Annotated in this window: 13 protein-coding genes; 4 read left to right on the plus strand and 9 right to left on the minus strand. The window is 38.6% G+C overall.

Annotation, left to right across the window (positions count from 1 at the left end; all coding sequences use genetic code 11):
- Nucleotides 1-146 precede the first annotated feature (146 nt).
- Nucleotides 147-317, minus strand: a complete 171-nt coding sequence (locus tag IM793_RS07885) for a hypothetical protein (RefSeq protein WP_165902650.1) — start codon at nucleotides 315-317, stop codon at nucleotides 147-149.
- 219 nt (nucleotides 318-536) lie between these two features.
- Between IM793_RS07885 and leuS the strand changes: the two genes are divergently transcribed.
- Nucleotides 537-3,323, plus strand: coding sequence for a leucine--tRNA ligase (leuS, locus tag IM793_RS07890; protein WP_193420483.1), 2,787 nt, complete (start codon nucleotides 537-539; stop codon nucleotides 3,321-3,323).
- Between the two features lie 372 nt (nucleotides 3,324-3,695).
- On the opposite strand, the gene IM793_RS07895 is transcribed toward leuS, so the two are convergent.
- The gene (locus tag IM793_RS07895; RefSeq protein WP_193420484.1) at nucleotides 3,696-5,000 is read right to left on the minus strand and encodes a DEAD/DEAH box helicase; all 1,305 of its coding nucleotides are present in this window, start codon (nucleotides 4,998-5,000) and stop codon (nucleotides 3,696-3,698) included.
- Nucleotides 5,001-5,565: 565 nt separating this feature from the next.
- Between IM793_RS07895 and IM793_RS07900 the strand changes: the two genes are divergently transcribed.
- Both IM793_RS07900 and IM793_RS07905 read left to right on the plus strand, forming a co-directional pair.
- Nucleotides 5,566-8,835: a TonB-dependent receptor gene (locus IM793_RS07900; RefSeq protein WP_193420485.1), complete on the plus strand. Its 3,270-nt coding sequence runs from the start codon at nucleotides 5,566-5,568 to the stop codon at nucleotides 8,833-8,835.
- Nucleotides 8,836-8,850: 15 nt separating this feature from the next.
- Nucleotides 8,851-10,563, plus strand: a complete 1,713-nt coding sequence (locus IM793_RS07905; protein WP_193420486.1) for a RagB/SusD family nutrient uptake outer membrane protein — start codon at nucleotides 8,851-8,853, stop codon at nucleotides 10,561-10,563.
- A gap of 329 nt (nucleotides 10,564-10,892) precedes the next feature.
- On the opposite strand, the gene IM793_RS07910 is transcribed toward IM793_RS07905, so the two are convergent.
- Together IM793_RS07910 and IM793_RS07915 are read right to left on the minus strand one after the other, a co-directional pair.
- Nucleotides 10,893-12,227, minus strand: coding sequence for an MFS transporter (locus IM793_RS07910; protein WP_193420487.1), 1,335 nt, complete (start codon nucleotides 12,225-12,227; stop codon nucleotides 10,893-10,895).
- A 181-nt stretch (nucleotides 12,228-12,408) separates the two neighbouring features.
- A complete protein-coding gene (locus IM793_RS07915) occupies nucleotides 12,409-13,746 on the minus strand; it encodes an APC family permease (protein ID WP_193420488.1) in 1,338 nt (445 codons plus the stop codon).
- 380 nt (nucleotides 13,747-14,126) lie between these two features.
- Here IM793_RS07915 and IM793_RS07920 point away from each other — a divergent pair, with 380 nt between their 5' ends.
- Complete coding sequence (locus IM793_RS07920; RefSeq protein WP_132398753.1) at nucleotides 14,127-15,998, plus strand: DNA topoisomerase IV subunit B; 1,872 nt, start codon at nucleotides 14,127-14,129, stop codon at nucleotides 15,996-15,998.
- 254 nt (nucleotides 15,999-16,252) lie between these two features.
- Here IM793_RS07920 and IM793_RS07925 read toward each other — a convergent pair whose 3' ends face one another.
- The 5 genes from IM793_RS07925 to IM793_RS07945 form a co-directional block, all read right to left on the minus strand.
- Nucleotides 16,253-16,732, minus strand: a complete 480-nt coding sequence (locus tag IM793_RS07925; RefSeq protein ID WP_227256174.1) for a DUF3368 domain-containing protein — start codon at nucleotides 16,730-16,732, stop codon at nucleotides 16,253-16,255.
- Nucleotides 16,701-16,928: a UPF0175 family protein gene (locus IM793_RS07930; protein WP_227256175.1), complete on the minus strand. Its 228-nt coding sequence runs from the start codon at nucleotides 16,926-16,928 to the stop codon at nucleotides 16,701-16,703. The genes IM793_RS07925 and IM793_RS07930 overlap by 32 nt, the downstream gene beginning before the upstream one ends.
- Nucleotides 16,929-17,179: 251 nt before the next feature.
- On the minus strand, nucleotides 17,180-18,202 hold the full coding sequence (locus IM793_RS07935; protein WP_193420490.1) for a YihY/virulence factor BrkB family protein: 1,023 nt from the start codon (nucleotides 18,200-18,202) through the stop codon (nucleotides 17,180-17,182).
- 7 nt (nucleotides 18,203-18,209) lie between these two features.
- The gene (locus IM793_RS07940) at nucleotides 18,210-20,522 is read right to left on the minus strand and encodes a BamA/TamA family outer membrane protein (RefSeq protein WP_193420491.1); all 2,313 of its coding nucleotides are present in this window, start codon (nucleotides 20,520-20,522) and stop codon (nucleotides 18,210-18,212) included.
- On the minus strand, nucleotides 20,506-25,608 hold the full coding sequence (locus IM793_RS07945) for a translocation/assembly module TamB domain-containing protein (RefSeq protein WP_227256176.1): 5,103 nt from the start codon (nucleotides 25,606-25,608) through the stop codon (nucleotides 20,506-20,508). The genes IM793_RS07940 and IM793_RS07945 overlap by 17 nt, the downstream gene beginning before the upstream one ends.
- Nucleotides 25,609-25,621: the final 13 nt, after the last annotated feature.

Consider the following 25,621-nt stretch of genomic DNA (forward strand, 5'->3'; position numbering starts at 1 on the left):
TTGGCTGTGGTGTCGGTTGTTCCCAACTGACACTGAATAGCATATAAGATTTATTTGATAGTAAGTCAGATGGTAACATCTGACTTCACGGGTATTCTAAATGCAAAGAAACTTCTGCAATACTTTCTGCAACAGATTCCTTATTGTTATTTTTCTGTTGCCCATTTCCTGATTAACTTTTTGCTATGAGCACGCGCTTCATTAATAGAAAATGTTTTTTCAGGATGATGTTTTAAAGCTGCATTTTTTTGTAATTCTTGATAACTTTCTTCTGGGATGAGTACGTATTTCTTATTTTCAATGGTAAGATGTGTCATAACAGTCGTTTTTTGATATACGAAGATACTAAATAATAAATTATGCATTTACTTTCTTTTACAGTCGGATGGTAACATCTGATTACACAAAAGGTGCCTAGGTTTTACCCTTAACTTCTTCTAATTCTGCATTTCTGTTGGCAAAATAATATCATGAATCTCCTTCTTTAAGCCCCTTAATTTCCGTATTTTCGCCCCTTTAAAAATTTAAAACTTGCAATGGATTACCAATTCAAAGAAATAGAACAAAAGTGGCAGAAATTCTGGGCGGATCATCAAACATTTAAGGCCGAAAGCAATTCTGATAAACCAAAATACTATGTATTAGATATGTTTCCTTATCCATCCGGAGCAGGTTTACACGTTGGTCACCCGCTGGGTTACATTGCATCAGATATTTTTTCAAGATACAAACGCCTTAAAGGCTTTAATGTATTGCACCCAATGGGATATGATTCGTTCGGATTACCTGCAGAGCAATACGCCATACAAACCGGACAGCATCCGGCCATTACTACTGAAGCAAATATTGCAACTTACCGCCGTCAGTTAGATCAGATTGGTTTTTCTTTCGATTGGAGTAGAGAGGTGCGCACCAGTGAGCCATCTTATTATAAATGGACACAGTGGATTTTTATGCAATTGTTCAACTCATGGTACAATATCGAAAACGATAGGGCAGAAGATATTACCACCCTGATCGAAAAATTCAACGCGTCTGGTACAGCTGATGTAAAAGCCGTTTCTGATGAAGATACAAAAGAATTTTTGCCAAGCGACTGGGCAACTTTTACCAACGAAGAGAAACAGATCGAATTGTTAAAATACCGCTTAACTTATCTTCGCGAGAGTACCGTAAACTGGTGTGCAGCTTTAGGTACCGTTTTAGCAAATGATGAGGTAAAAGATGGTTTCTCTGAGCGTGGTGGTTTCCCGGTTGAGCAAAAGAAAATGATGCAGTGGAGTATGCGGATTACAGCCTATTCTGACCGGCTTTTGCAAGGTTTAGATACGATTGATTGGCCTGAACCGATTAAAGAAATGCAACGCAATTGGATAGGCAAAAGTGTTGGGGCATCCGTTAAATTTCAGGTAGAAGGAAATGACAAACAGATTGAAGTATTTACAACCCGTGTAGATACGATTTTTGGTGTTTCTTACCTTGTTTTGGCGCCGGAACATGAATGGGTAGCCGAATTGACCACTCCTGAGCAAAAAGAGGACATTGCAAATTATATCGCTTTAACGAAAAAGAAATCAGAATTAGACCGCATGGCGGATACTAAAACGGTATCCGGTGCTTTTACAGGGACGTATGTTATCAATCCGGTAAGTGGCGAGTGCGTTCAGCTTTGGATTGCTGATTATGTACTAGCTGGTTATGGAACAGGTGCAGTGATGGGTGTGCCAAGTGGCGATCAGCGCGATTGGTTATTTGCTAAACACTTTAATTTACCGATTATTCAGATTCTGGACGGACAAAAAGATATTGATGTACAGGCAGATCCGACTAAAGAAGGAAAATACATCAACTCAGGTTTTATTAACGGAATGGAATATAAAGAAGCCGTTTCATTTTTAAATAACTGGTTAGAAATAGAAAAAGTAGGAAAGGCAAAAGTAAACTTCCGTCAGCGTGATGCGATTTTTGGTCGCCAGCGTTATTGGGGTGAGCCAATTCCGGTTTATTTTAAAGATGGATTGCCTTATTTGGTAAAGGAAGAAGAATTGCCATTATTGCTTCCTGAAATTGATAAATATTTACCAACTGAAACAGGTGAACCGCCTTTAGCCAGGGCCGAAAACTGGATTCCAAAAGATGGCGGACATTATGAATTAAGCACCATGCCGGGTTGGGCAGGAAGCAGCTGGTACTGGTACCGTTATATGGATGCCAATAACAATAACGATTTTGCTTCAAAAGAAGCTGTTGAATATTGGAAAGATGTAGATTTATACATCGGTGGTTCTGAACATGCAACCGGTCACTTATTGTACAGCCGTTTCTGGAATAAATTTTTAAAAGATTTGGGGTATACCAAAGAAGAAGAGCCTTTCAAAAAACTGATTAACCAGGGGATGATCCAGGGCAGGAGTAATTTTGTTTATCGTATTAACGACGAGAACGGAAAACCTACCAATACTTATGTGTCAGCAGGATTAAGAAAAGAATACAAAACTTCAGCCTTACATGTTGATGTAAACATTGTTGAAAACGATACTTTAGACGTTGCTAAATTTAAAGCCTGGAGAGAAGAATATGCCAATGCAGAATTTATTCTTGAAGGTGGGAAATACATCTGTGGTATTGAGGTAGAGAAAATGTCGAAATCAAAATTCAATGTGGTTAATCCAGATGATTTGATTGAGCGTTACGGTGCCGATACCTTGCGTATGTACGAAATGTTTTTAGGTCCGTTAGAGCAGAGTAAACCCTGGAACACGAATGGCATTGAAGGCGTATTTAAGTTTTTGCGTAAATTCTGGCGTTTGTTCCACAACGAAGACTGGACTTTCCATGTAAACGATAACGTACCTTCAAAAGCAGAGCTGAAATCGCTGCATAAAATTATTAAAAAAGTACAGGATGATATTGAGCGTTTCTCGTTCAATACTTCTGTGTCAAGCTTTATGATTGCGGTAAATGAGTTAACCGATCTGAAATGTAAAAACCGTCAGATTTTGGAAGATATGGTGATTATCCTTTCGCCTTATGCGCCACATATCTGTGAAGAACTTTGGGTATTATTGGGTAATGAAGCCGGGACTTTATCCTATACTGCTTTCCCAATATTTAAGCCTGAGTATCTGGTAGAAGATGAGTTTGCTTACCCGGTTTCCATCAACGGTAAAATGAAAATGAATCTGAATTTGAGCTTAACTTTAGCCCAGCCAGAGGTAGAAAGCATTTTATTAGCTGATGAGCAATTCCTGAAATTTTTAGATGGGAAACCAACCAAAAAGATCATTTTCGTTAAAGGGAAGATTATTAATGTGGTTGTTTAAGGTAGAAGGTGTAAGGCTTAAGGTTTAGGGTTTTTCTTTCTCTTGCCTAAAAAAATAGAAAAACCCGATTTGCGTTTTGCAAATCGGTTTTTTTGTTTTATAAAAGTTTCATCATTCTCGCGCAGGCGGGAATCTTAAAGCTTATTGCATTATGATTCCCAATCAAGTTGGGAATGACGCAACGTTGGTAGCGGTCGTTGTAAGATTGCTTCGCTGGCTGAAAAAGCCTTCTCGCAATGACGACCGCTTTTACTTATTTTTCGCCCCCAAATTAGATAGGTGCAAAAAACAAAACCCGAGCTGTGTTTACAACTCGGGTTTTTATGAGATTTGCAGGAAAGCTTTAGTCTTTCTGCTTTAGTCTTTCTAATCCTATCTTTCTCCTTTTTTCCTGTTTCCACCAAACCTTCTGTTGTTGCTGGCATTGCGTGGTTTGCCACTCATATTGCCATCACTACTTTTTTTAGCACCGCCGCCACCGCCTTTAGATTGGGCTTGTGGTTTGCGTTTAACCTGGTTTTTGGCCAGCATACTTTCCCAGCTTAACGGGTAAGGGTGGTCATCAACTACTGGCAAAGTAATTTTGATCAGTTTCTGGATATCCAATAAGTATTCGTTTTCTTCTGCATCACAGAAAGAAATTGCAATACCGTTTGCACCAGCACGGCCGGTACGGCCAATTCTGTGAACGTAAGATTCAGGAATATTTGGTAATTCGAAATTGAATACATGTGATAGCTGATCAATATCAATACCACGGGCAGCAATGTCTGTAGCAACCAAAACGCGGATTTTACGGTCTTTAAAATCAGTTAATGCCCTTTGTCTGGCATTTTGCGATTTATTGCCGTGGATAGCAGCAGATTTAATTCCTGCATGGGCTAAATCCTTAACAATACGGTCTGCACCATGTTTGGTACGGGTAAAAACCAGGGCTGTCTGAATATTTTTATCTTCAAGAAGATGGATCAATAATTTTTTCTTGTCTGGTTTATCAACAAAATAAACAGATTGAACAATCGTTTCAGCAGTAGAAGAAATTGGAGTAACCTCTACTTTTGTGGGACTAGATAAAATGGTATTCGCCAACTTCTGGATTTCATCTGGCATGGTTGCCGAGAAAAATAAAGTCTGACGTTTAGCTGGTAATTTAGCTACTACTTTTTTCACGTCGTGAATAAAGCCCATATCCAGCATACGATCGGCCTCATCCAGTACGAAAAGCTCAATGGTGTTTAAGCTAATGAAACCCTGGTTCATTAAGTCTAATAAACGACCAGGTGTTGCCACTAAAATATCAACACCTTTTCTTAAGGCTTCTACCTGCGAGTGTTGGTTTACACCCCCAAAAATTACCAGATGGCGTAAGTTTAAGTGACGGCCATAAGCTTTAAAGCTTTCTTCAATCTGAATGGCAAGCTCGCGTGTAGGTGTTAAAATTAAAGCCTTTATGTTTTTTGTTGCTTTGGTATTGACGTGTTTTTCGTGCAGTAACTGCAACATCGGGATGGCAAAGGCAGCGGTTTTTCCGGTACCTGTTTGTGCGCAGCCTAGTAAATCTTTGCCTTTTAAGATCGTTGGAATAGATTGCTCCTGTATTGGTGTTGGTTGTGTATAACCTTCGGTCTCAAGGGCCTTTAAAATGGGCTCAATGAGGTTTAATTCTTTGAATAACATGTATTTTCTGTGTAATATTTATCGAAGAAGCTAGAACAATCATTTGTTGAAGGACTAACTTGCGGAGAGAATATGCCATTCAGAATGGCAAGCCCTTATTCCTGCTTCAGCGGCAAAGATACAAAAAATGTATAAAGAATGTGTTTTTGATAATGTAAATCTCAATCATCACCGCATCACTCATGTTTGCTTATATGACAATCTGTTTAATTGGTATTTTATAAATATATAATTTGTAGTATAATTATTTTTTATACGTATATTTATTTTTATTAAAGTGTATATATTACACTAATTTATTTTTGTTTTAAAAATACCAGTATGTAGACTATAAATAAAAACAACTAATAAAACTTATCTAACCAAACTACTTATGAGAAAAAAACTACTCCCTAACGGAAGAAATCCATTCTTCCTGCATTCCTTCGTTTTTTTTAACGATGGTAAATCCTGTAAAGCAAATTACTTAAATACGCCTTCGTAGCAGAGCTAACAAACTGATGTTGTCTGTTTATTAGCTATAAGAAGTATGAGTACGCATTATTAACCTAATCATTATAAACTTATGAAACAAAATCTATTTTGTATCAAGAGGAGTTTTCTTCTCTTGTGTTTGGGGATGCTGTTTGCCCTTGGTGCAATGGCCCAATCAAAAATTACTGGTAAAGTTATTGCCAGTGATGACAAATTACCTGTTATTGGTGCCACAGTTAAAATTAAAGATGCCGCCGGAGGCACCACCACCGATGGCAACGGAAACTTCTCTTTAAGTGTAAAGCCTGCAGATATTTTGGTGATTTCTTTTGTTGGCTACGGTAATAAAGAAGTGGTAGTGGGTAAACAGACCAATATCACGATTATTTTACAGGCCGAGAATAACAATTTAACAGATGTGATTGTAACCGGTTATTCTTCTCAACGGAAAAAGGATTTAACCGGTGCCGTTGCTGTGGTTAATATGGAACTATTAAAAGCGCAACCTGCTGCAAGTGCGGTAGAGGCCTTACAAGGGAAAGCCACAGGGGTGCAGATTATAAACGACGGTGCGCCGGGTTCAACACCGCAGATCAGAATCAGGGGAATCAGTACCATCAATAATAACGAACCACTTTATGTTATTGATGGCGTTCCTTTTGAAGGTAAATTATCATGGCTTAACCAGAATGATATCGAAAGCCTGCAGGTATTGAAAGACGCTTCTTCAGCTTCCATTTATGGCTCAAGGGCAAATAATGGCGTAGTAATTATCACCACTAAAAAGGGGATAGCTGGTGCACCCAAAATTACGCTCGATTCTTATTATGGTACACAGGTTCCCAGAAAAAATAGTTTTCCTGAAATGATGAATCCCCAGCAATATGCTCAGTATATATTTGATGGTTATGCCAATGCAGGACTTCCAGTTGCGGCAGGGAAAAATTATGGTTCTGGTTCTACCCCTGTATTGCCAGAATATTTGGTTGCCGGCTTAAGCCTTGGTCAGGATGTTACTGCTGCTGATGCGGATCCATCTAAGTATAACTATAGTCGTGATCCTGACCTTTTTTATCAGATTACAAAAGCAAACAAAGCAGGCACCAATTGGTTTGACGAAATTACTGAAACCGCTCCTGTTCAAAATTATCAGCTTAGTGCTACCGGAGGTGGAGAAAATGCAACTTATACTTTCTCCGGCGGTTATCTTGATCAGAAAGGAACCATTAAATACACTGGATTTAAACGGTTTAATTTTAGATCGAACACCAATATTTCGGCATTTAATAAAAGGGTTCGCTTTGGCGAAAATGCACAGTATAGTTATTCAGAAGGCTTTGGTTTAGGGGTAAATCCAAATGTTTCCGGCGATTATCAGGATCAGGGCAGCGCACTGGGTTGGGCCTACCGGATCCCTACCATTATTCCGGTTTACGACATTGCCGGAAATTTTGCCGGTAGCCGGGGAAGCCAGCTGGGAAATGCAGAAAATCCCGTTGCTTTTCTGTACCGTGCCAAAGACAATAAGAATAAAAGTAATTTCTTTTTCGGAAACGTTTATGCAGAGGGCGATATCATTCCTGGATTAGTATTAAAAACCAATTTCGGTTTGCGTTATGAAAACTTTAATGGTTTATCTATGCGTTATCCAAATCTGGAATTTTCTGAAGGTAACAATTCGAATAACCTGAACGAGTATCAGGGATACAATACCGAATGGACCTGGACGAATACCTTAAATTACAGCAAGGTATTTAATGAAAAACACAGGTTAAATGTGTTGGTGGGTACTGAGGCTATCAGATCGCGATCAAGACAATTGAATGCCGGAAGAAATGGCTACTTTATTTTAGGCAGTCAGGATTATTATTACCTCAATACAGGTTCATCTAACATCAGCAATTCGAGTTATGGATCAATAGGCTCCCTTTTCTCGTTGTTTGCCAAAGCAGATTATTCTTATCATGACCGTTATCTGGCCAGTGTTACGGTTCGCCGTGACGGTTCTTCAAACTTCGGTCCTGCAAACAAGTATGGTTATTATCCGGCAGCAAGTGCAGCATGGAGGTTATCGGAAGAAGAATTTATGAAAAGTGTTAAATGGATCAGCGATTTAAAATTGCGGGTTGGATATGGCCAAACCGGTAACCAGCGGATACCTCCATATCAATACATCAACAGGTACCAGAGCTCAATTGTTAACTCGGCTTATGCTGTTGGCGGTGGCAATGGCCTTACGACAGGTGTGTGGCAAAATGCTTACCAGAATCCTGATGTAAAATGGGAGTCGTTAAAAGCCTTAAATATTGGTCTTGATTTTACGCTGCTAGGCGGTGCCATTGATGGATCATTAGATTGGTACAACAAAAAAACCTCCGATATGCTTTATAATTTGCCATTACCATCGAGCGTAGTTGGTTTAGGTAGTTCGCCTTATGTTAATATCGGCGATATGAGCAATAAAGGGGTCGAATTTAATGTTGCTTATCACTACGGAAGAAGCGCAGATAATCCTTTTAAATTTGATATTGGTTTAAACCTCTCCAAAAACGACAATAAAATTGTAAGGTTAGCGCCTGGTATTTTTAATCAGATTTATGGCAATTACAGAAGCCTACAGACCAGTGTGTTGCAGGAGGGTGAGTCTTTTGGTTCTTTCTTTGGATATAAAACAGCCGGAATCTATCAAAGTGCTGCAGATATTCAAAACAATCCTTCGTATGCTGGCGCAAGGGTTGGCGGTTTGCGTTACCAGGATATTAATGGCGATGGTATAATCGATCCTAAAGACCGGACGATTATCGGCGATCCGAATCCAGATTTTACTTATGGTGTAAACTTAAACGCATCTTATAAAAACTTCGATATTTCAGCTTTCTTATACGGTGTTCAAGGCAATGATTTGTTTGAGGCTACCCGTTATTTTACAGATTTTCCATCTTTTGCAGGTGCTAAAAGTACAAGATTGTTAAACGCCTGGAGCCCTAGTAATTCATCAAGCCTTATTCCATCTGCTTACGTGGGTGCATCAGATGTTGAACTGGCATCTTCAAGTTATTATGTTCAGGATGGCAGCTTTTTAAGGCTGAAGAATGTTCAAATCGGTTATTCTATCCCAACAGCTAAAGCATTTGGGCCTAAATCGGGCATTACCAGAATCAGAGTTTATGTAAGTGCGACTAACCTTTTCACCATTACCAATTACACAGGTCTGGATCCGGAGGTGAGTCAAACCAGAGATGCTGCTTCTTCTGTAGGAAGTTCGGGTCCTCCTGCCGATACTTTTTCGGCACTTGGGGTTGATAAAGGCGTTTATCCTTCGCCACGTCAGTTTTTAATCGGTATTAATGTTGGGTTTTAATTAAAAGATATCAAAATGAAACATATAAAATATATTCTTCTTTCCTTATTGATTTGCAGTACGTTTTCCTGCAAAAAGGAGTTTTTAACGCTTCAGCCTCAAGGCGAATTAACAGAAGCCCAGCTGACTACGCAAGATGGGGTAGAAGGTTTGCTGGTGGGGGCCTATGGTTTACTTAATGGCAATGTAAACGGAACTTATGGCAATTATGGCGCAGCGCCAAGCCAATGGTTGTTTGGCGAGGTGGCTTCTGATAATGCACACAAAGGGAGTGAAATTGGCGATCAGCCACCAATGAATGCCATCGAGCAACATGCGCCAACCAGTACAAATGATAATTTATCGAATATTTGGGACAGGTGTTTTGAAGGGATCCAACGTTGTAACAATACCCTTAAAATTCTGGCTAACCTCCAGGCTGGAAAAGGTACCGCAAAATTTAGCGACGCCCGTGCAAAGGAAATTCAGGGTGAAGCCAGGTTACTTCGGGCGCACTATTATTTCTTTCTGGTACGGATATTTAAAGTTGTGCCATACCTTACAGAGGCCACAAGTGGTACTTTTGTTCCGAATGATAAAGATATTTATCCAAATATTGTAGATGATCTTCAGTACGCTGTTGCTAATTTAAGCACAACCAAACCAAAAAATCAAAAAGGCAGGGTAGATAAATATGCGGCTCAGGCTTATCTTGGAAAGGTATTTTTGTATCAAAAAAAATATCCTGAAGCCTACGATTTGTTGAATGCTGTAATTTTGGCAAAACCATCTCTGATTGATATGCCGTATTCGGATAACTTTGATATCACTAAAGAAGACGGACCTGAAACCATTATGTCTGTTCAGCATTCTGTTGGAACAGATGGCACCGGAGGTGATAATGGCAATGTGGGCGATATACTAAACTTTCCGTATGGTAATGCACCGATTAACTGTTGCGGTTTCTTCCAGCCGACTATAGATTTGGCAAACTCATTTAAGGTGAGTGCTACAGGTTTACCGTTATTGGATGGAAGTTACCGTACTAATCCATATAAATCTGATTATGGATTAACGGGAACAGATAAAACCAATTATACTGTTGACAAAACCTTACCGTTAGACCCGAGAATTGAATCGACAATAGGAAGACGCGGTGTTCCATATCGCGATTGGGGTTTAATGCCGGGCGATACCTGGATTCGTGATGCCAGTAACGGTGGTCCTTTTTTAGCCGTTAAGAATACCATTGATGCGGCTCAGATCTCAAGCGGAACCGCTCCTGGCACTACCAATGTAACCGGACTAAATGTGAACCTCATCCGCTTAGGTGATGTTTATCTAATGGCAGCAGAATGCGCGGTAGAAAAAGGCGATTTAGCCAGGGCCTTAACTTTGGTTAATATTGTGAGGGCGCGGGCGGCAAAAATAACACCTCAATCTATAAATGGGGTGCCGGCTGCAGCCTACAAGGTTAGTGAGTACGTATCGTTCCCGAACGATACCTATGCCAGAAATGCGGTACGTTTCGAACGCAGATTGGAATTGGCAATGGAAGGCCACCGTTTCTTTGATTTGGTACGTTGGGGTGTAGCCAAACAAACCCTCGAGAGTTATTTTGCTTTTGAAGGGGGATACTTTAACTACTTAAAGGGCATTACCATCGAAGCCAGGGACGATTATTTTCCTTTACCTCAGGATCAGATTGATCGAAGTAAGGGCACATTAAAACAAAGCCCGGGATATTAGGATTTAGGTTATAAATGAAATACATTGGCGGAGCGATGAGCATTAACATTGCTCCGTTGATGTATTCGAGTTGATATGGATTTAGGCGGATGAAACTGCTACTATTAGTTGTAAAATAAACCCGACCGCCAGCGTTATCCCGATTAAGAATGGTTTAATTTGAACGTTTCTTTTATCGGGATTAAGCAAAGGGCGGGGCTAAAGGAACCGAAGCACCACAGAAATTGCTTTCCATAAAAAAAAAATGGAAATTAGAGCAGCCACTTTTATTAAGGAAATTAAGTTATTAGATGGTTCCGACTTCCAGCTTAAAATGCTCAACGCCAAATTTATTTCTCCTCTTTAAACCTGCTAAAAAACAATAACGCGATTAAACAGAGGCCGAAACCTACAATTCCATTTAATCTTAATCCGAAATCATTTCCCGGATCTTTGCCGTAAATGGTGAGCATGGCAAAAATGGCAATGCCTAAGGTTTGACCAAGTTTTACAAAAAGGTATTTCACCGCGAAGAACATGCCCTCATGGTTTTCTCCGGTTTCTAAGGTATCTCTTTGGGCAATGTCGGCTAAGATGGCTGTCGGTAAAATACCAAGTGCTGCTAATGGAAAAGAAGCGGATAGTACCAGGATGTAAATCTGTGTATGTGGACCAAATGGTAATTTGCCTAAAAAGAAAATGGTGACAAAGATTAAGCACAACACGCCAAAGGCAAGCAATACAAAAGGTTTTTTGCCAATTTTAGCAGAACCAAAATTAACCAGCGGGTAAAATAGCAGAGAAGCTAAAACCATGGCACCCATAAATTTTCCGCCTTCTGATTCTGGCAGGCCCAATAAAACGGTGCAGAAAAATAATAAACCGCTAGAAATAATGCTCAATGCCGTATAAAAAGCGAAATCAGATATCAGGTAGTATTTAAAATTGCTGTTTTTAAAGGTACTCTTAATTGCTGGCCATAAAGGTACATGGGTAGGCTTGGCAACCGAAAATTCCTTTTCGTTAATAAAAAAAATGGGTAATAACATCACCAATCCGGATAAGATACACAACCCCCAAATTGCGATCTGGATAGCCTCGCTGCGGTTGGCCACATGAAAATGAGCCTCAACCAGATCGGCAAAGTTGTTGGTGCAGGCCGATAAAATGATGCCGATTACAAAACCGACCTGCTGATAACTTGATAATTTAACTTTTTGTCTTGGCGTATTGGTTACTTCAGCCAGTAGCGCGTTATAAGGGATTATATAAGTGGTAACCGATACAAAAAACAAACAAAGCGTTATGGTTAACCACCAGGCATTGTGCAGGCTTTCTGTTTTCTGGAGGGGGTAGAATACCAGTGCGCAAAATATCATTGACGGAATAATCGCCCATTTCATAAAAGGCATCCTGCGACCATTTTTATTGGTGCTGGCATCACTTTTTGAGGCAATAAACGGATCGTAAAGGGCATCGACCAATCTTCCTGAAGCAGCAATAATTGAAAGAATATTAAACGCGCCCAATAAAACCAATTGTGGTACCAAAGGAGGTAAGCCAGCGTTGCTTGGGGGCAGATAGAAAAAGGGAAGCATTACGATGATAATATTTGTCATCGTGCTCCAACCAATCATACCGGCGGCGTAAGCAATTTCTTGTTTTAAGGAGAGTGTTTTGTTCATTAAAATTTTATAATTAATTTTTTTTTAAGTAGGTTTCTGTGTTAATCGATTAGATCAGTCTTGCTTTCCATTTTATCCCAATGAAAAATCGGGATGTTCATTCCAATCAGTTTATTACTTTGGTTAGTCTCATTAAACCTCGCAGGTTTTTAAAACCTGCGAGGTTTAAATCATGAATAAACTATTTCTTGTTAAACCATCTGTTCACAAAATAGACTACCAGAAAGCCAACAAAAATATATAAACCATTAAGTGCTGCATTCGGATCGTCGGCATAAATGCTAAAGGCAACAAAAGTATAAGCAGCAATAAAAATAATAGGCAATATAGGATATAAAGGAACAGTATAGATAGATTTTTTATCAAGATGTGCTGTTCTCTTTCGAAGGATGAAAATTGTGGCTGCCGAACTGGCCATACTGATGCATTCTAAGAAAATGGTATAGTTTAAAATTTTGTCGAAAGTTTTCGCAAAGAAAATAATCACCACGGCAATTAACGTAAAAACTGTTAAGCTGATGGTCATTACCTCTGTTTTTTTATTCATCCTGCTGAATATTTTTGGTAGGGCACCTTCTTCGCCCATAGCAAACATAGCCCTTGGGTTACTCAACAGGTTTACATTTATATAACCCATTACTGAAAAAAAGATAATTACAGAAAGCGCATTAAATCCGGCGGGACCAAATATCTTCGAAGCTAATATCGCTGCTATACTTTCTGCTGATTTTAATTCTTCAAAACCAATCACCTTTACATACACATAGTTGATGGCCAGATAAAGAATTACAATAATGGTTAAGCCAATAATGATCGCACGTGGAATCACTTTTTTAGCTTCTTTAATTTCGCCGCCAAAGTTGATGGTTTGTGCATATCCTGCATAAGAAAAAGAAACGGCAATTAAGCATAAGCCCAAAGCTTTTCCATAATCAGACCAGATTGGTAAAGTACCTGTTGCTGTTTTAAAAACAGGAGTTATTGTTTCGGTTTGTCCGCCAAAAAATACCGCGCAAATCAACGTTAAAATCATTCCAATTTTAATTACCGTTAGTACATTTTGCGTTTTAGAACTCGCTTTCAAACCTAAAAGGTTAATGAAATAGAATGTTAAAATAGTAATAATGGCAATGGCGACCCGGTAGGTTTCGGTTTGTTTATCAAGAGGCAAAATAATTTTACTCAGGTATTCTGCACCAATAATTGAAATCGCCGCTACAGATGCTGCACTGGAAATAATCACAATACAATTAATTGCAAAAGCGATAGAGGGATGATAGGCTGCAGAAAATATTTTATAATATCCACCTGTTACGGGAAAACGGGAACCAATTTCGGCGTAGGTTAATGCGCCGCAAAAGGCTACAAAACCACCAATAAACCAGGCCATGTAAAATAACTCTGGAATTTGCGCTTTCGCCGCTACGTTTACAGGCGTACGGAATACGCCCATTCCAATAACCAAACTCACCACAATCATGGATAAGTCGAATAGCGAAAGCTGCTTCTTTTGTTGCATTAAATAGGATTTTGAATAATCGGATGAAGATAGGGAAATTATGTAAAGATGGAAGATGTAGGATGAGTTTATGGCTTATGGTCTTTTGGTTCATGGTTGATAGCTTAAGGGGTTATCAACAATTGCCTATAAAAACCATGAACTATCAACGATCGCTCTGCTACCTAGCCATCGTCCATATTACCTAATACCTCTTCCATCTTTTTGTTGATATTTTCTTTTGCGAGCCTCACAGAATAAATCTATTATTGTATAATAATTCTGAAGAGCGTATTTAAAAATATTTTTATTTCAATCGTCAGGGTTATTTCTACAAATTCTTCATCGCTTTGCAGGACAATAAATGCAAAGTTTTTCATTGAAGAACAGATAAACACATTATGGCAGAAGTAATTTATAACGACGACAGTATTCGTTCATTAGACTGGAAAGAGCACATCAGGCTTCGTCCGGGGATGTACATTGGTAAACTTGGCGATGGTTCTGCCCAGGATGACGGTATTTACGTTTTGCTTAAAGAAATTGTAGATAATTCTATCGATGAGTTTGTAATGGGCACCGGAAAAACCATCGAAATTACCCTTTCGGAGCAAAAGGTGAATGTGCGCGATTACGGCCGTGGTATTCCATTGGGTAAGGTGATCGATTGTGTAAGCAAAATTAATACCGGCGGTAAATACGATAGTAATGCCTTCCAAAAATCGGTAGGTTTAAATGGCGTAGGTACCAAGGCGGTTAATGCACTTTCTACCAGTTTTACCGTACAATCTTACCGTGATGGGAAAACGAAAAAGGTCGAATTTTCTAAAGGAGAAATTGTAACTGAACAACCTGTTATTGATACTACTCAACGTAATGGTACGGCCATTACTTTTTATCCGGATGAAACGATTTTCAGGAACTACCATTACATTCCTGATTTTGTAGAGAGCATGGTTTGGAACTATGTTTTCTTGAACACTGGTTTAACTGTAAATTTTAACAACCAGAAATATTTTTCAGAAAGAGGTCTGTATGATTTGCTTTCTAAATTTAATAAACCAGAAGAGATCCGCTACCCGATTATTCATATGATTGGACCAGATATCGAAATTGCCATGACCCACGGTCAGCAATATGGCGAAGATTACCACTCATTTGTAAACGGACAACACACTACGCAAGGTGGTACCCACCAGGCGGCATTTAGAGCTGCGGTGGTGAAAACCGTTCGGGAGTTTTTTAAAAAAGAGTTTGATGCGGCCGATGTGCGTTCTTCTATCATCGCGGCAATTTCTGTGCGTGTACAGGAGCCGGTTTTCGAATCGCAGACCAAAACAAAACTGGGTTCGCAGAACATGGGGCCAGAAGGCCCATCAGTAGCTACTTTTATTAACGATTTTGTTAAAAAAGAGCTTGATGATTATTTGCATAAAAACCCCGACGTTGCCGATGCGTTACTGAAAAGAATTATGCAGTCGGAGCGCGAGCGTAAAGATATTGCAGGCATTAAGAAACTGGCAAACGACAGGGCAAAAAAAGCATCCTTACACAATAAAAAACTGCGTGATTGCAAGGTGCATTTTAATACTACGCATGAGAAACGGTATGAAACTACCTTGTTTATTACTGAGGGAGATTCGGCATCGGGTTCAATCACAAAATCGCGTGATGTGGATTGCCAAGCCGTATTTAGTTTAAAGGGTAAGCCGCTTAACTGTTATGAACTTACCAAAAAAGTAGTTTACGAAAATGAAGAATTTAACCTGCTACAACATGCTTTAAATATCGAAGATGGTTTAGAAGGATTACATTATAACAATATTGTAATTGCGACTGATGCCGATGTAGATGGTATGCATATCCGTTTGTTGATGATGACTTTTTTCCTTCAGTTTTTCCCTGATCTGGTAAAAGCTGGTCATGTTTATATTCTGCAAACGCCACTTTTCAGGGTGAGGAATAAAAAGGAAACCATTTATTGTTATAGTGACGAAGAACGTAGAAACGCCATCGAAAAACTGGGCAATAAACCAGAAATTACACGATTTAAAGGTTTGGGAGAGATTTCACCAGATGAATTTGGTTTGTTTATCGGGAAAGATATCAGGTTAGACCCTGTTATTTTGAAAGATCAAACGATTAAAAGTTTGCTTGAATATTACATGGGTAAAAATACACCTGACAGGCAACAACACATTATCCGTAACCTGAGGGTAGAGAAGGACGAAGTAACCGAAGAACCTAAAGTGATTACGGAAGAGGTAGCTTAGCAATATCCGTGGTTCGTGTCTTCACGAACTACGTTTACATTACCTAAAAAGGAAGTCAAGCTTTTAAAGCTTGACTTCCTTACAGGGCCCATAGAAAAATCGTCATCTCGACTGGAGTGTGACGAAATGGAGAGATCTTTGTACCGAGTTATTGAAATCTAATTTAAAAGATTTTGCTTCGCAGAGCCTTCGGGTTCTCCACTGCGGTCGAAATGACGATACTTCGAGACCATTCACTTGAAATTGCAATAGGACTATTCTCCGGCGTCTTTAAGAATTTGTGAAGCCAACCAGTCAGAAATCCTGAAATTAGTTTCCTGTATTTTAATGATGTAAGGTTTAACAGCGGGAATAATGCCATTAAGTTTTGCGCTAAGTATTATCCCAATTGTACCAGTAATATTAAGCTCAAGCTTTTTAGCAAATCTCCTGGCTTTCGCATCATCTATAATAAGTAAATCTGCACGGATTTCTGTTGCAAGAGCCATTGCACTCGCTTCTCCAATATCTACAGTTTCAGCATAGTCATATAACAAGTCACGATTTAATACCGCTTTTACATTAACCCAATCAGGTAGTCTTTTGCCGAATTCAGCAGCTATCTCGGGAGTTGTTATTACCTGCTTGTAAAGGGAGTGGAGTAAATTTATACCATCTATTTTGTCCAGCGTAATGAAACAGCTGGCATCGGTAATGACAATTTTATCCTTTAAGAGCATTTCTGAATGTTTCAAGATCTTCAGTCGCACTCTCGTCCAGATAATGGACATTGTACTTGATCAGGATTTCAGCAAAATCCCATTTTTTCATTTTGCACATTTCAGCGGCTTGTCTTAACGTAAGTTTACCCGCTTCATATAGTTTGGCTGCAATAAGGCGCGTTGTCTCCTCATGCTCTTTCTCAAGAGCATCAGGAACTTGTATGGTCATTGTAGTCATTATATAAAGATACATATTATTAAAATTTAAAACAAAATGTAGGCTGGTAGGTTTTCTACTCTAATTTTAAAAGTAGGTTTAAATAGAGATGTAATTATCTCCGCTGCGGTCGAAATGAATATTTATATTGACTTGTTATTGAGTTATTTAGTTTTTTTGAAAAACAACAGTTGGTAGCGATGACCGTTTTTTGAAAAGATCCTGAAACAAGTTCAGGATGACGTTATGATCTCAAATGGTAATTATTCTTTAGGGGCATTCACCGTATCTTCCGGGTGTTGCGGTGGCAATACATCTACCTTTTTCTCTATTATGGTGATTTTGGTGAACACTGCATATTTACTAGGGGAGATGCCGTTATCATATTTTTCGGCATAAGCCTGGGTAAATTCTGCCCCGAAATATAAAATGATAGAGGTGTAATAAATCCACAATAAAATAACAATGATGGAACTTGCGGCTCCGAAAGCAGAACCTGGATTACCTTTTTCGATATAAATCCCGATCAGATATTTACCTAAACTGAAAAGTACAGCAGTAAATAATGCGCCAATTATGGCCGATTTCCATCGGATGATCACATCAGGTAATACTTTAAAAATAACAGCAAATACGGCGGTAACTGCCGCTAGTGTAATTACGTTATTCAGGATATAAATAATCAGCGCCATGGTATCATTAGCAACCGGAATGACTTCGTTAATATTGCTCCGCGAAAGCAGACTGGCCAATTTAGAACCCAAACCCACAACTACGCTATTTACCACCAGCGATACCAGCAATAAAAAGCCCATCGAGACGATTAATGAAAATGATAATAATCTGTTGGTAAGCATTTTTATCCAACCCTTTTTGGGTACGGCCTTTACTTTCCAGATCATATTGATGCTATCCTGTATTTCGATAAATATAGCCGTCGAACCAATAATCAGTACCACAATACCTACAATTAAACTAAAGGTTGATTGCCCGGTTTTATTTGCGTGTTCTACAAAACCCTGGATCTGGCCTGCCGCATCTTTCCCCACCAGTTCGGTCACCTGTCCAAAGAATTTCCCCCGCGTTTCTTCATTTTTTTTATCGCCCAAAAATAAGGTGGCTGCAGAGAGGAGGATAATGATCAGCGGTGTAAGGGAAAAAATAGTGTAATAGGCCAGCGAAGCACTTAATTTAGTTACCCTGTCTTCTACAAAGCCTTTTCCTGCCGCAATAAAAAGATGGTAAAGCGCTATAAAGAAATTTTTGATCTTATGGAATACTTTCATCGAAGAATTAAAACGGATATCCTATCCCAATGTTATAAATTATATTCTGTTTTCGCCAGTCTTTGTTTCCAAAGGCAATATCATCTAATACCCATCTTTGTCCTTCAGGTAAATACGGCTTACGAATTGGGAAGGCTACATCTAAGCGGATTACAAAAATGCTTACATCTACACGTAATCCTGCACCAGTACCCACGGCCAGCTCGTTAAAAGTATTTTTCAGCTTAAAGCCAGATCCAAGCCTGGCCGTTTCCGGTTTGCCAGGTTCTCCAAGATCTTCTTTTCTTAACCAGACATTTCCCGCATCTACAAACAAAGCGCCATACAGTACACTTACTATTTTAAAACGCAGTTCTGAGTTAAGCATCAACTTAATATCACCACCCTGATCGGCAAAAATTGCATCATCTTTAACCTTAAAAGTTCCGGGACCTAAAGTTCTGGCTGGAAAAGCCCTGATGTCATTGCTACCACCAGCAAAAAACTGCCTAACAAATGGCAATGAGGTAGAGTTTCCATAAGCATAACCATAACCTAAGTTTAACCGGTTTGCCCAGATTAAGTTTCTGGTAATTTTGTAATAGTCTCTTAAATCGGCTTCTGCCCTGATAAACTGGGTTAGTGGCACATTAAAAAGTGTACGTTTCCCTTCTTCATCTTTTGGTACAAAAGTTCCCCAAACATTACCCCCGGTTTCTAATCCTCCAAAGAAGTAGGTGTTATTTCTCCGCCTATCCTCCATCTGGTTGGTATAGGTGAAATTATAGTTACTGCCAATAATAAACTGACTTTCCAAAGTAGTTCTTAATAGTGGATTAACTTCATAAAGACTATCTCTTGTATTATTGGGAAAACTTGTAGAAATATAGCTGATAGATATCGGATTAAAATTATGCTCTTTGTACAAATTCTCTTTAAAGTTGTAACCATATTGGCCTTTAAATGCATGTAAGGTATATTCAGAACCACGATTAAGCATTTGATAAGAAAGCGACGTAATCGTTTTCGGGATGAAAGCGTTTGTGCTATTCGGTTTGTAAAAAGGAACAATAAACCTGGGGAAGGTTAGTTTTCCTTCGGCAGTTAACGATAAGGAGTTTTTGCCTAAAGAAGTTCCTTTAGTCTGGGTTTCAAAACCACCACTAACACTCAAATCCAATTGTTCTGCATTTCTAAACAAGTTTCTGGTGGTTTGTGTTACTTTCACCTCCGAACCGACGAAATTGTTCGATTTACTTGTGCCTACAACCGAAAAGGTAAGTGAGTTTTTCTTTAAAGGAGTTAAATAGATATTCAAGTCGAGTTGATTGTTTTTGAAACTATCAACAGGTAAAAATTCGGCTCTTACATCCTGAAAGGCACCCACATTAACCATGCGGTTTAATGATTGGTTATGGTCTTTACGATTATAAAGTTCATTTTTTTGAAAGAATACCAAACGGTCAAAAAGTCTTGGTTTAAAGGTGTTCCGGTCATCGTATATATTGAAATCGTTATACTGAAGCGGTTTTAGTTTTCTTAATGTACTATCTCTCCTTAACGAATAATTAGGGTAGATGTTAATGTTTTTTATAGTATAAGGTTTTAATCCAGCATCAGGAGCAATGTCTTTTACTTTAACCGAAACATTAACCAGGTTTTTACCTATAGTACTATCTACCTGCATAATTAAATAATCGGGGCTGAAATAGAAATAACCACTTTCCTTTAAGTCGTTATCAATCCTGATCCGTTCATTTTTGTAAGTATCGATATCGTAATAATCGCCAACTTTTAGCAAGGTTTTCTCTTTGTTGGCATTGATGATTTTTGTGAGTGCCCCGGTATCAGGAGGGAAATTAATCTTGTTGATTTTATATCGTTGCCCGGTAACGGCAGTATAAATGGCCTTACCTTTTTTTCCTTTTACAAGGGTATCGCCGGTAACGGTTGCCTGTAAATAGCCTTCACTAATAAGATAACTAGATAATACATCATTGTCGTATTTTAGCTTTACCTCGCTTAATAACACAGGAGCTTCCCCTTGTTTGCGTAACCAGTTTCTAAAACCTTTTGGCTTTTTGGGCTCGCCAGCAAAATTGTAAATGCCAAGTTTAAATTTTATACCCAAAAACGACTTATTAGGGCGTGGTCTTGTTTTAGCTTCCAGATCGGTTTTAACCTGTTTTTCATTGTCAATTTTCCCCGATGAGTCTGGATTGATTTTTACTTCAGCACCGGTATACAAAATCTGCCCTGGTTTTAAGGATTTGGTACTGCTGCAAGCCGCCCAAACTAAACAGGCCAATAAAAATAAAAGCGGTCTAGTTAGTTTTCTCATCTTGTGCTTTCTGTTCAATGTTTCTTATTCTTCTTATTCTTTTCTTTTGAAAAATCTCTCTAAACTTATTGTAATCTACTACCAGGGTAAAGCCCAGGCCTGTTTCAACAATCTGTCCCTGTACAATCATATCATTCTGATTTCGGCGGTAAGCCCTCAAACGGTACCGTCCATCAGCAGAGAGGGCATATTCTACGTTTACGTTTCCGGCAATATTAGTCGATTTTTCTCCTGGTGCCTGAGGCCCTTCTAAAGCAAAAGAGCTTCCTACGCTAACGGTTAATCTATCGTTTAGCAGTTTTTTAGATAAGCCAACCTCCAGATCTGTTTTTTGCTGCATCGAACCGGTTGAATAATCTTCAGATGAATTTACGCCGAAGTTAAGATCAACACCCTGAATTAAATCAGAGGTTAAATTATTCAATTGCTCGGTTAACAGTTTGCTTACGCTCGAACGGGCAAGGGTAGAAACACCACCACCTCCGCCTGCCAGACTTTGAAAAGGATTATTCGCAATAAACCTGTTTAAGGCAAGTAAAGCAAGAACCTGTTTGTTCAACTCACTTTCATCGCGGTTTACATTAATTAATTTAGTATAAACCTGGCCATTTAAAGCACCACGTTCATTTTCTGGCAAGTCGAGTTTAAATGAAATAGTTGGCTTTAATAATTCGCCTTTTATCATCAGATAAACCTGGAAAGGTAGTTTTGTTCTCGCCTCGTAAAGATCTGGTTGGTTTAACAGATCGATAGGAGCAGCATTAACTTCGTATAAAGCAGTAATGTTTGCAGTTGCAGAAGTAGGTTCGCCTGTCCAGACGATGCTGCTGCCTTTAACCAGTTTAAATTCCTTTTTTACAACGGCCAGTGTTAAGTTATACGAACCATCAACAATGTCATAGCGGCCAGTCATGCTGATTTTTCCGCTTGGATCCATCGTTACATTTAAGTCTGCGTCGCCTCTAACTTTTAAATTATCGCCGGTAGATGCATCTACAACCACATTCAGTTCTGCCTCCGGATCTACTTTTACAGCTGCTACAAGGTTTAAACCTTTAATAGGGGATTTACTAATGCTATCAACCTTTAAAGCTTTTTGTCCGTTAAACGGCGGTGCATCAGCATCAATAAACTGTACTATACCCTCCTGGTCAATAATCGCCGGATCACTTGAAGGCAAAGCGAAGAAGAATTTTGTTCCCTTATTCACGTTGATATTCATGTTTACATCCGGCTGATTCAAATCTCCGCGTACTTTGATATTGCTGGTTAAAAATACCGTTCCATAAATCATATCATTATCGGCAGCGGTAGAATTGATTGCCCTGAAATTGTTCATCCGGATATCTAAACCGAATCGATAATTTTTAAAATCGGTCGTATAAACTTTTCCGTTGATGGTTGCTTTCTGATTTAGTGAATCAATCAGTGTAAAGTTGTTAAAACTGATACCTTCATTGGTAAATGATATTTTTTCATTCGGCAAACGGAAATAGGAGTTTACATAAGCCACTCTGATACCCGCATTATTGAAAGTTAAATCACCGAGTATTTTAGGGGCCGTTAATGCGCCTTTAACAGTAAGGGCGCCGGTTAAGGTACCTGTGCCATTTTTAAGCTGACCTGCGGATAAACTCTCGATATTTTTCATTTCGATTTTATCGATGTTCACGGTAAGATCTAATGCGCTTTGAGGTGCAGTATAATAAAATCCATTTACCCTCAGTTCATGTACGCCAGTTAAGGCCATATTTACCTCGAAGGCATTTTGGGTATCGTTGTTTACCGCTAAACGTAAAGTACCCAACTGATCTTTCTGATAGCGCAACTGGTCGATGGTTAAATTCGCTTCAAATTTTGGTGTGCTGGCCAAATCTTTAACATTTGCGGTTCCGTTTAAACGGCCACCAACCAAAGTGGTATCGGTTTCTGCAAATTTGGTTAAGGTTTCCAATTGGAAATCTTTAAATGCTACGGTTAAAGGTGCATTTGGTTGGGTAGGGTTACTGTTAATGGAAAGCGACTGCCCGCTGTTGCTGATCTGGAACTGATTAACCAATATGCCTGATGCACCAAATTGAATGTAATTATCTTGCGAAACCACCCATTTTTGATAATCAAGCAATAACTTTTGAGGATCTAAAGCAAATTTAAAATCCTTATTAATCGATTGGAAAGTACCGCCTATTACATATTTGTCTTTAAGTTGTCTGTCGCGAAGGAAAATATTAACGCCTAAATTATTATTTAAAGCCTCACCGCTTACTTCTGTATTAAATAGTGCGACAGACGGGCTTTGAAGGCTTTTAACCGTTAAACTATAGTCCAGTTTATTATTCTCGTTATTGATGTTTAAAACCGTTGTATCTACTTTGAAATCTCCATAAACTACCTGCGGGAAATTACCTTTGATCTGTAGGCTGTCTTTTTGTGTATCAATCAATCCGTAAAATTGAGATTGTTTAAAAACCGTTAATTCAGGTACAAAACTCTTTAATAGTTTAGAATCATAAACCTGAACAAAAAAGCGCAAACGCTGATCCGGAACCTTTTTAACGGTTCCGAAAGCATAATATTTATTGATTTCGTTAATTATTGCACTACTTACTTTGGTCAGTTGGTATTTTCCGTCAATTTTTGCTGAGAGTATTTCAGATTTTAGTGTAAGTTCATTTTCTGTTGCGGTAGATTTTGCACGGATCGAAATCGTATCGACATTAATTCTCTGTTTATCTTTCACCAGTTGTAAACCCGTAACATCAACCGATCCATTCAAATAATCTGCATCGGCAGTGGTCAGATTTACTTTAACCACTCCTGCGGCACTTAAAACCGTCGGACTAAAGTTTAGTGCCTGAAGGTTTACCTGTTTTAAATTTAAATCGGCTTTTACCGCCGGATATTTACCCGCCATATTTACTTTAGCATCTAAATTAAAGTTGGCATTGCTATCGGGCATGCTACTTTTAATGCTGATGTTCTGGTTGCTATAATTGCCGGCAAGAGTTAAATTGCGATAAGTATATTTATTGTAATAAGCACTTAACACCCTGGCATTAAACTTAGCATTGATTTTTTTGGGATCTAGGCCGGTACCTGCTACATTGGCCTTAACCGAAACACGGCCCAGTTTTGGCTGCATTTTTAACAGCCTGCCTACGTTGAAGTTGTTTAAACTGATATCTGCCTTGTAACTTTCTTTTCCTTTAGGGCCATTCATGCCTGCAACTATCACTGCACCACCCATATCGGTGTTGATGTTCAGGTTGGTATTGAAATCAGTCATTGAGCCTTTAAAATTACCTTTTGCATCGATTACATTAGGCAGTTCAATTGAAGGAGGAATTGATTTTTTAGGTACAGCTACCAAAATATCACCTTTGGTAATATGAAGTTTTTTAATGTTTAAATCAAGAAAGGTTTTTTTAATATCGGGCAAACCTTTGGCATTTCCGCTGATATCAATCTGGGTGTTTTTTAAGCCGCTGATCTGCAGTTTTGGGATATTCAGGTTGTTTAAATAACCATTAACATCCGCATTGATTTTTATTTTTTCGTTGCGGTAATTGGCCGGTATGGCAGTGCTGAAAAAGCCAGCATCTTTCAAACCAATGGTGGTGTTTTTAAGGGCAATATTCAGTTTTACACGTTCAGGATGTTTGGTTAAATCCTCCATTGAGGTGAAATTTAACTCAGTTGCATTTTCAATAGAGGTATTTGGTGTTTTCAGGATGAAATTGTTCAGTTTAATCTGTTTGTCGTTATACACCGCGTCGCCACGTAATTCATCCAGAACAAAGCCGCTTTTCTCTTTTAGTGATCCATTTTTAACATTTGCTTTTATACCTGCGGCGCTATAACTTACATCACTAGCCCCCAAATTAAGCTTGTTAATTTTAAGGTGGTTAAAATCCATTCCTTTAGGAGCAGGTTTAGCTGCCAGGTTATCAAACTGTACATCGTTATCGGCTAAACTAATGTTTTTGATAACGAGGCCTAAAGCTGATTTTTGGGGCGCTACAGTATCTTTAACTTTCTTTAAATCGTTGCTTGGTGCTGGCTTAAAGGCGAAAAGAATATTCGATTTGTTTAAATGTGCATCATCAACTGAATATTTACTATTGGTTAAATCTACTTTCAGGTTTGCCAGGCCAAGGTCGTTTACAGTGGCAATGGCTTTGGTTGTCGAGATCTGGTCGTCGTAGTTTACCTTTACATTGTTAAAAACGAAGTTCTGTACCTCGATTAATGGCAATTTGCCCTGTTCTTTTTCCGTACTATCTACGCTGTTGGTAATATGCTGAACCAATTTGACAAGAGGTTTTTGCTGTAAATAACGAAGCGAAGTATTCACCAGGCTTAACTCTTTAATTACATAATGCTGGTTGGCCAGATCGAAATCTTTAATTTTTGTTTTAAAGGCGCCTAAATATAATTTCACATCATTACCTGCAACATCATCACGGTAGTTAATGCCAATATCTTCGAAAGAAACTTTATCAACAGAGAATTTTAGGGTAGAAGTGGTATCTTTTTTTACTTTTTCTTCTGGCTTTTTCTGATCGCTTGTAAAAGCATCCACCAGGAAAGAAAAGTTAAAGGTGGTTTCGGGAGTGATGCGCTTCACATTGGCGCGTACATTTTTTAGTTCAATATTATTGATCTCAACTGTATTTTTTAATAGCTTAAATAAACTGATATCAACCGCTAGTTTTTCGGCATATAATAAAGTATCACCTTTACGATCTTCGATGTAAAATTTGTTTAGAACCACATCTTTTGGCAATGCGATTTTAATGCTTTCTAAACTTACCTCTGTTTTGGTCTTGTTTTTCAGGTAATTTATGGCCTTGCCTTTAACAAAATTTTGAACAGCTGGAATATTTAAGGATAGCGCTACACCAACTACCAGAATGATGATGGAAGCAATTACCCACAATAGAATTTTTAGACTTTTGCGTACGTATTTATTCAATGCTAAGTGTGTTTGGTGTTTGATAAATGCTAAAAGCAAGCCATTAAAATTAATTTTAAGGCCTGTTTTACTAAATAATACAAAAAATAACTTAAATTGTTCGCCCGCCATAAAAATTTAATAT

This window comes from Pedobacter sp. MR2016-19, from assembly GCF_014947265.1.
Taxonomy (GTDB): Bacteria; Bacteroidota; Bacteroidia; order Sphingobacteriales; family Sphingobacteriaceae; genus Pedobacter.

Excerpts from the sequence above, each read along its gene's own strand:
- IM793_RS07885 (WP_165902650.1), bottom strand. The coding sequence starts at position 317 with ATGACACATCTTACCATTGAAAATAAGAAATACGTACTCATCCCAGAA.
- leuS (WP_193420483.1), top strand. The coding sequence starts at position 537 with ATGGATTACCAATTCAAAGAAATAGAACAAAAGTGGCAGAAATTCTGG.
- IM793_RS07895 (WP_193420484.1), bottom strand. The coding sequence starts at position 5,000 with ATGTTATTCAAAGAATTAAACCTCATTGAGCCCATTTTAAAGGCCCTT.
- IM793_RS07900 (WP_193420485.1), top strand. The coding sequence starts at position 5,566 with ATGAAACAAAATCTATTTTGTATCAAGAGGAGTTTTCTTCTCTTGTGT.
- IM793_RS07905 (WP_193420486.1), top strand. The coding sequence starts at position 8,851 with ATGAAACATATAAAATATATTCTTCTTTCCTTATTGATTTGCAGTACG.
- IM793_RS07910 (WP_193420487.1), bottom strand. The coding sequence starts at position 12,227 with ATGAACAAAACACTCTCCTTAAAACAAGAAATTGCTTACGCCGCCGGT.
- IM793_RS07915 (WP_193420488.1), bottom strand. The coding sequence starts at position 13,746 with ATGCAACAAAAGAAGCAGCTTTCGCTATTCGACTTATCCATGATTGTG.
- IM793_RS07920 (WP_132398753.1), top strand. The coding sequence starts at position 14,127 with ATGGCAGAAGTAATTTATAACGACGACAGTATTCGTTCATTAGACTGG.
- IM793_RS07930 (WP_227256175.1), bottom strand. The coding sequence starts at position 16,928 with ATGACCATACAAGTTCCTGATGCTCTTGAGAAAGAGCATGAGGAGACA.
- IM793_RS07935 (WP_193420490.1), bottom strand. The coding sequence starts at position 18,202 with ATGAAAGTATTCCATAAGATCAAAAATTTCTTTATAGCGCTTTACCAT.
- IM793_RS07940 (WP_193420491.1), bottom strand. The coding sequence starts at position 20,522 with ATGAGAAAACTAACTAGACCGCTTTTATTTTTATTGGCCTGTTTAGTT.
- IM793_RS07945 (WP_227256176.1), bottom strand. The coding sequence starts at position 25,608 with ATGGCGGGCGAACAATTTAAGTTATTTTTTGTATTATTTAGTAAAACA.